This window comes from Nostoc sp., from assembly GCF_036917435.1.
In the GTDB taxonomy this organism is placed as follows: Bacteria; Cyanobacteriota; Cyanobacteriia; order Cyanobacteriales; family Nostocaceae; genus Nostoc.
In genome coordinates, this window is the sequence record NZ_JBALDM010000033.1 from 328452 (window position 1) to 336468 (window position 8017).

General features: G+C 43.1%; 7 protein-coding genes. 5 read left to right on the forward strand and 2 right to left on the reverse strand.

Features of this window, described 5'->3' with window-relative positions:
• The first annotated feature begins 6 nt into the window (after window positions 1-6).
• The 4 genes from V7K98_RS16010 (at window position 7) to V7K98_RS16025 (ending at window position 4878) form a co-directional block, all read left to right on the forward strand.
• Entirely contained in the window at window positions 7-930 is a 924-nt protein-coding gene (locus V7K98_RS16010) for a tRNA (5-methylaminomethyl-2-thiouridine)(34)-methyltransferase MnmD (RefSeq protein ID WP_335023410.1), read from the forward strand.
• Between the two features lie 635 nt (window positions 931-1565).
• Window positions 1566-2807 (forward strand): two-component system response regulator, encoded by a 1242-nt coding sequence (locus tag V7K98_RS16015; protein ID WP_335023413.1) that lies wholly within the window; start codon window positions 1566-1568, stop codon window positions 2805-2807.
• Window positions 2808-2989: 182 nt separating this feature from the next.
• Entirely contained in the window at window positions 2990-4342 is a 1353-nt protein-coding gene (gene glmU, locus V7K98_RS16020) for a bifunctional UDP-N-acetylglucosamine diphosphorylase/glucosamine-1-phosphate N-acetyltransferase GlmU (RefSeq protein WP_335023415.1), read from the forward strand.
• Between the two features lie 113 nt (window positions 4343-4455).
• The gene (locus V7K98_RS16025; protein ID WP_335023417.1) at window positions 4456-4878 is read left to right on the forward strand and encodes a DUF29 family protein; all 423 of its coding nucleotides are present in this window, start codon (window positions 4456-4458) and stop codon (window positions 4876-4878) included.
• Here the strand turns inward: V7K98_RS16025 and V7K98_RS16030 are convergent.
• On the reverse strand, window positions 4869-5822 hold the full coding sequence (locus V7K98_RS16030) for an isoaspartyl peptidase/L-asparaginase (protein WP_335023419.1): 954 nt from the start codon (window positions 5820-5822) through the stop codon (window positions 4869-4871). The two genes, V7K98_RS16025 and V7K98_RS16030, sit on opposite strands and share 10 nt — an antisense overlap.
• Complete coding sequence (locus tag V7K98_RS16035; RefSeq protein ID WP_323233929.1) at window positions 5822-6016, reverse strand: DUF2256 domain-containing protein; 195 nt, start codon at window positions 6014-6016, stop codon at window positions 5822-5824. The genes V7K98_RS16030 and V7K98_RS16035 overlap by 1 nt, the downstream gene beginning before the upstream one ends.
• 690 nt (window positions 6017-6706) lie before the next feature.
• Here V7K98_RS16035 and V7K98_RS16040 point away from each other — a divergent pair.
• A complete protein-coding gene (locus V7K98_RS16040; RefSeq protein WP_335023423.1) occupies window positions 6707-7795 on the forward strand; it encodes a RuBisCO accumulation factor 1 in 1089 nt (362 codons plus the stop codon).
• The last annotated feature ends 222 nt before the right edge of the window (window positions 7796-8017 follow it).

Below are 8017 nucleotides of genomic sequence, written 5' to 3' on the forward strand. Positions count from 1 at the left end.
TATAAAATGTCAGACTTAGAAAATTTTACACCTAAGCTCACAGCAGATGGTTCTTTCACCTTTGTCTCTCAAGAGTTTGGTGAATCCTTTCACAGCCATTATGGAGCTAGGCAGGAAAGTTTTTTTAAGTTTGTGGAACCAACTCAACTGGCTACAGCCGCCCAAAAACCAGTCTTACGGCTGTTGGATATTTGTTATGGTCTAGGATATAACACAGCTGCTGCTTTGCAGACAATTTGGGCAGTGAATCCCGATTGTTATGTAGAAGTAATCGGTTTAGAAGTGAATCCAGCAGTGCCACAAGCTGCGATCGCTCATCACTTGTTCGACAATTGGAACTGTAACTATACTGAAATCCTGTCCCAGCTAGCTTTTGAGTATCAAGTGCAAACACCTCGCCTGAAAGCAAAGCTCCTAATCGGTGATGCTAGAACTACGATCGCATCAGTACATCAGTCAGGTTTCTGGGCAGATGCAATTTTCCTTGATGCGTTTTCACCATCACAATGTCCTCAACTATGGACTGTTGAATTTATTAAACAACTGACATTGTGTTTACATCAAGATGGTTTATTAGCCACCTATTCTTGTGCTGCTGCTGTCCGCACAGCACTTTTGTCTGCTGGTTTGGTGGTAGCTTCTACCCCACCCGTCGGTAGGCGATCGCCTGGTACTATGGCAGCCCATCCTATAAGTACCAGATTTCAAAATTATCCAGTACTCCCTTCCCTCTCACAAGCTGAAAAAGAACACTTGCTAACCCGTGCTGCTATTCCCTATCACGATCCAAAATTGAGTGATTCAACCGAAGTCATAGTGATACGGCGACAACAAGAACAAAAAATCTCTTCACTCGAACCTACCTCCCATTGGCGAAAAAAGTGGCTATTGGGAACACAAGGCAGAGATTTTATGGGAAGTAGTTTGTAGTTATACCGTTTACTGAGGTTCTATAGAAGACAAGGGGATTTTGCCCCAAGTCCGAATCTAGGCTGATTTTGTGCAGTTTCGTAAAGAATCGCAAGCGATCGCAACGAAAAACTACTTCCTCATTCCTTAATTCCAGAAAAATTATCTATATTTTCCAAAAACTCTGATTTCCTTTCCAAATGCTAAGGCAACAGGTTTTTCCGATGCAAATAAATAAAAATCATGATAGTATCTAATTTTACATCCTATTTAGCAGTGTTTGAGTATTACCATAACTGAGTAAGTGAAAATATGTATACTTAATGATTACGATAAAGACTTCTAACTAAAAACCCTATATTTTGATAGAAAGCTAGCAACTCCAGTACTTTCTAGCGCTTTTTTTTCAAAAAATCTCCGTAATAAACCTGTTTTAAGATTTCTGCCAATTCATCATACTGGAATTAGAAGCAAAAAATTTGAGAACAAGATATCCCTTGTTCGTAAGATAAAAGATACATACTGCGAAAAACTCAGATAGGCGATTTACATCATCCATAAATCCCTATGAAAACTTGGACTCAGATACAGCTAAATATTAAATTTATTTTGGAAATCTGACACTGTTAACTTGTGCAAAAACTTGGAGTGTCTTTGTGATTCAATGGAAATCCAACCATACAGGCTTTACAGAACAAATTGTTAGTGGGCCAAACCCCACTAACACAGTAAAGAGTATCGGTTCAAATCGTGCTGTAGGATTGCAAAATAATGTGGAGGCTTGTCCTTTAGCCTTATCTCAAGAAGACCTTATGTTTAAAGATACTCAAACTGCGTCTTCTTGGATCCAAGTTGACGTTAATTGTGGTGATGATTCATTAGTCTCTAGAACACTACAAGTCAAAGGTTCTAAAGTGAATGGGTTTGATTTAGATCTGCCGAAGGTTTTAGTAGTTGACGATCACGCCGCCAGTCGGATGACTGCTGTTGCCCTCTTGGGGATGGAAGGATATGACGTGATTGAGGCAGACAGGGGTTGTACGGTTGTAGGATTAGTAACTCAAAAACAACCAGATTTGATTTTACTGGATGTGATGATGCCAGGAATGGATGGATTTGAAGTTTGCCAATTGCTGAAACAGGATGAGCAGACTAGGCTAATTCCAGTAATTTTTATTACAGCATTAAATGACAGGCGATCGCGGATTCGGGGAATTGAAGTTGGGGCAGATGATTTTCTCACCAAACCCTTCGATCGTGTAGAACTGGCGGCGCGTGTAAAGTCGTTGGTACGACAGAAGCGTCTCAACGAAGATTTAGACCATGCCGAACAAGTGCTATTTTCCATCGCCATGTCTATTGAAAGTCGCGATCCCAACACAGGCAACCATTGTGAACGCCTAGTAAAACTGGGACAAGTTTTTGGTGAATACCTCAACCTCTCACGTTACCAAATTCGAGATTTGAGGTGGGGTGGTTATCTGCACGATATCGGCAAGGTGGGTATTCCTGATGCAGTGCTGCTGAAAAAAGGCCAACTCACCCCCAAAGATTGGGAAATCATGAAGCAGCACGTTTTGATTGGAGAAAAAATCTGCCAGCCACTACGCAGTATGCGGGGTGTAATTCCCATTATTCGCCATCACCACGAACACTGGGATGGCTCAGGCTACCCAGATAAACTCAAGGGGGATGATATTCCCTATCTGGCGCAAGTATTTCAGTTAATTGATATTTACGATGCTTTAACCAGCGAACGACCTTACAAAAAGGCTTTTACTTCAGCAGAAGCTCTTTCAATGATGCAAGAAGAAACTAATGCCGGTTGGCGTAATCCTAAACTAATGCAGCAGTTTGCAGAGTTTATTCTATCGTATAAAGGAAAAGGTATCGGATAATGATTTATCCCTCCTGTCGTGAGCGGGAATTGGTACTATAGTCTCGACCTTTTACGAACCAAAGTAATTTTCCTGATTAATTGTATATTTCAGTCTTCTATGATTAGCTGGTATGATTTGAGCCTAAATCTTAAAGTACCAACAGCATTAATCACACTTTCACTGATAGCTGATAGCTAATTATGGTAGTTGTAGCAATTCTAGCGGCGGGACGCGGCACACGGATGAAATCAAGCTTACCCAAAGTTTTACATTCTTTGGGTGGGCGATCGCTAGTGGAGAGAGTTCTCGAAAGTGTAAAACCACTTTCCCCCTCACGGCGAATCGTAATTGTGGGATATCAATCCGAGGAAGTGCAAGCTGCCATGCATTCAATTAAGAGTTTAGAGTTTGTCGAACAGACTGTGCAATTGGGGACAGGTCATGCTATCCAGCAATTACTTCCACACTTGGAAGACTACACTGGTAATTTGCTGATACTTAACGGCGATTTACCGTTGATACGTAGCGAAACCCTCAAGCAGATGTTACAAACTCACACCCAAAATCAGAATGCTGCCACCATTCTTACCTCACATCTAGCCGATCCTACAGGCTACGGGCGCGTTTTTTGTAACGATGAAAATATTGTGCAGCTTATGGTTGAACATAAGGATTGTACTGTTGCCCAAAGACAAAATCACCGGATTAATGCTGGAGTTTACTGCTTTCGCTGGCCAGATTTGGCAAAGGTGCTGCCCCACCTCCAGGCAAACAATGCCCAAAAAGAATACTATCTTACTGATGCCGTAACTCAAGTGGGAAAAGTGATGGCCGTAGATGTGGAAGATTATCAAGAAATTCTTGGCATAAACGATCGCCTGCAACTAGCAACAGCATCTGAAATTTTGCAAAAACGAGTTAAGGAAAAATGGATGTTAGCAGGTGTCACCCTCATCGACCCTACAAGCATCACCATTGATGAAACTGTAGAATTGCAGCCAGATGTAATTATTGAACCCCAAACTCACCTGCGGGGAAATACAGTAATTCAAACAGGAAGTCACATTGGGCCGGGGAGTTTAATTGAAAATAGTCAGTTAGCTGAAAATGTCACGGTGCAGTATTCAGTAGTAACAGATAGTAGTGTGCAAGCAGGAAGCCGAATTGGCCCTTATGCCCATTTACGCGGTCAGGTACAAGTGGGTGCTAATTGCCGTGTGGGGAATTTTGTGGAATTAAAAAACACTCAATTAGGCGATCGCACAAATGCAGCACATTTATCATATATAGGCGATAGCATTGTCGGCAATCAGGTAAATATTGGTGCCGGTACAATTACTGCCAATTATGACGGCGTGAAGAAACATGGTACCAAAATAGGCGATCGCACAAAAACTGGTGCCAATAGCGTTTTAGTTGCTCCACTCACATTGGGAGATGATGTTTACATCGCAGCTGGTTCTACAGTCACAGAAGATGTACCTGATGATTCTCTGGTGATTGCCCGTAGTCGTCAGGTAGTGAAACCTGCTTGGCGCAAGAAAGGCCAATAAAGCGATAAATAAAATGCAAAACTTCATCCTATCTCTAGCTTCCCTCTCCTTTGTAAGGAGAGGGATTGAGGGTGAGGTAAGCGAGGGACATAAACTGTAAGACAAAATTTAGTATGGAAGAACTGCTAGAACTTAGGCAACTTCTAGAACAAGGTAAAATCCATGAGGCGCTGCTGTTGGTGGATGAGTTAGAAGAAATGAGCCTTGGTGACAAAATCAATAAAATTGATAGTTATGGTGTAATTCTTCTCATCCATTTAATTAAACAAAAGGCTGAAAAACGTTCTACTCGCTCTTGGGATGTTTCCATAGAAAATACGGTGCGGGAAATCAACAAAATAAACAAGCGCCGCAAATCTGGTGGATTCTACTTGAATCAGGCAGAATTAACCGATATTCTGCAACAAGGATATCAAGTAGGACTTAAAAGAGCGGCGCTAGAAGCTTTTGAGGGGCGTTATGAAGCAGAAGAATTAGCTGCAATGGTTGACGAACAAGAAACTTTAGCCGAAGCGCTGAATCTGATTCAACAATAGCCGATCAGTTCGTTGCCAGTCCATTCCAAGGTGTCACCAACTTTTTCGCCGTCGTGATAGGCAGCGAGTAATATTTCGCAGGTTTTACCCCAGGCGATCGCGCCACTGATATCTAAAGCGATCGCTCCCAAATCCCGTTTATTCTGGTGCGCTTCCCCAAAGGATCGCTCCATAGCCTCCTGCAAAGACATCCCATCAGTCACACGCACTACAATCCGGGGGGCTAAACACTCATCGATGATATCTTCCCCAATCCCAGTACAACTAACACCAGCATTACTAGTAGCATAATTACCTGCTGGCATTGCCGAATCACTTACCCTGCCAATCCGCTCAAAGCCTTTACCACCTGTAGAAGTGCCAGCAGCTAGTCTACCAGATGCATCTAAAGCTACCACACCGATAGTCCCACGTCCGGCATTACTGGTTTCTAAGATTTCCGGTTCTGCTACCACATTCGCCATTGCGCTTTGAAAATTATCTTGGCGCTCTTGTATCCACTCTTGCAACCGCAAATCAGTTAAAGCGTTATAGCTAGGAAGTTGCATTTCCCGCGCCAACTCAGCCGATCCAAAATCTGATAACACTCGATCTGGTGAGCTTTGTAAAAATTGTGCCAACTCAATGGGATTTTTCACCCGTGAGATATTAATCACACCACTAAACCGTCCTAATGCGCCATCCATCAGAGAAGCACTCATGCGGATTTGCCCATCAGATTGTAGTACTGAACCAGTACCAGCATTAAAACGGGGGTTATCTTCGAGCATTTGGCAACCATGCACCACCGCTTCAGAAGCAGTTGCTCCTGACAATAGCAGAGAATAGACTTCTTCTATCACCGTATGGAGCGATCGGCGCACCGCCTCCAATCCTCCTTTACCGTGGAGAGAACTGCCAGCCCCCCCATGAATAATTAATTTAGGTTGCACCTGTGACTCCATTAATCCCCTGCGCTATTTGCGTCTATGTTGCGGTTGGTTTCATTTTGAGCTTCAGAACGACGACGACGACAACGTTCTGAGCAGTATTTCACATCGTCCCAACAATCTTGCCACTTTTTACGCCATGTGAAAGGACGTTGACATACCGGACAGATTTTTGTAGGTAGGTCAGATTTAGAACGAACACGTCCCATATAAATACTGTATGTGTATATGAGAATTTGATTTCTGACAGAGATGGAAAATAATTATAACCAGTTTCCTAGAAAGGAAGTAAAGTTTCACAGAAAAGGTTAAGTCTCATAGTCCCTTAAATACCTCACCCTGCTTTTGCCAAGCAAAACCTGTCCCTCTCCTTATTAAGGCTACGCTGTACACACAAGTATTTGTTGACGGCGTTTTAAGATTTATCGCGCAGCCCTGGAGATACCTCACCCTGATTTTGCTATGCAAAATCTGTCCCTCTCCTTATTAAGGAGAGGGATTAAGGAGAGGAGAGGGTGAGGTTTTTCTTTTTTTGGGTAATTCGATGACTTGTGTATGCACCGTAGCCTTAGTAAGGAGAGGGATGTCCGACAGGACAGGGTGAAGTTTTGAGGACTTTTGGGAATCGGATAACTTGTGTGTACACCGTAGGTTTTATAAACAGGGGAGCGTCAAATTGCATTAGATTAGAATTAAACTTGCTGATGAAGTGTTAATCCACTTCTCAAATTCAGGAGCTTACGCAAACAATAGCCGAAAAGAAAGATTTTCAGGTAGGGGCATTGCTTCTACAGCGCTTGGTTTTGCGTAAGTCCTAAAATTAACTGCGGTTAAAACCGTTGATGTCGCTTCCCTCTCAGGTTTAAAGACGCTGAGTTTCTTGCATACTGCGTATTCTTATGACTGATCTACCACCCAACGCTCAGAATCCCGAAGAAAATGCTACCAATGATGTAGCACAAGAGTTACTGCGAAGACTGAGGCAAAAACAAGGCAACTGGGTGGAATGGGGAACAGCGATCGCCTCGTTGCTAAAAACTGGTTACAATCCCCAAGAAATTTTTGAGGCAACTGGATTTGAGCCAATTCAACAAAATCAAGTGGTTGTTGGTTCTCAAGTTTATAATTCTTTGGAAAAGTTTGGAGTATCGGAAGAAACGCGATCGCACTATGCCACACGCGGCAGTGATGTTTTATACGAACTGCGTTTGCTCACCCAAGAAGAACGCGCCGCCGCCGCCGAATTGATCTTCTTTCACAAAATCGATGCTGATGAGGTGAAGGAAGTCGCAAAAGCAATTAAAGAGTTCTCCTATTTCCGCACTTTGCCAGAAGGATTTTCTGCCCATCCTGGAGATGCCGTTGCTCACCAAGTTTGGAAACTGGCACGCCAAAATGCAGATTTACAACAGCGATCGCGCCTAATCGCCAAAGGTTTACGTTTTGCTCACACGCCAGCAGCAAGGCAAAAAATCGAACAGCTACTGACTGATTTTACTACCATTCCCCAGCGTCCAGCGCCAATTTTACCATTTTACCGCCTGGAATTTGAAGAACAATTACCCCGAATTTTGCCTGTGGTAGGCGAGTTGCCATTATCACGACAAGACTTGCAAGCTGTGCCGATTTTGACAGAAATTGAACCATTTCGCCTGGTTAAGTTTTCTGGAGAGCAAGCTTGGGTTCCATTACCAGGTTGGCAAGTGCTGTTAGCGGCAGAAGATCCAGTAGTGATTTTAGCGAATAGCGATCGCTTTCCCATGCAAAACCAAAACCAACTGGGGCCCGTTGTAGTTGTGGTAGATCGTGCCAAACGAGAATGGGATGCCTCAAGCTTTTTTGTAGTTGAAAATGGTGGAGAATTAGAGTTTCAGTGGTTTGAAACTGAGCCAGAAATTCCCTTACTAGGACAAATTATTATCATTGTGCGTCCTAAGAAAATTCTGGATGAAGAATTAACTAAGGATTCCTGGCAGATTGATGAATAAGAGGACTTACGCACTGTACAAAAGAATCATATTGTGTATCAACGTAAGTAGGTCATTTCAGGCTTTGATTAATCATTGCTTCGATGGGAAATAGATCCGCGCTGTAGGCGCACAGCAGTCTTCACTGGTGTCAACTTAAGCTAAAAGCTCTGTCCCACAGGCGTTTTACCCCCCTTAATCCCCCCTTATAAAGGGGGGAAATGATATTTCCGGTTCCCTCCC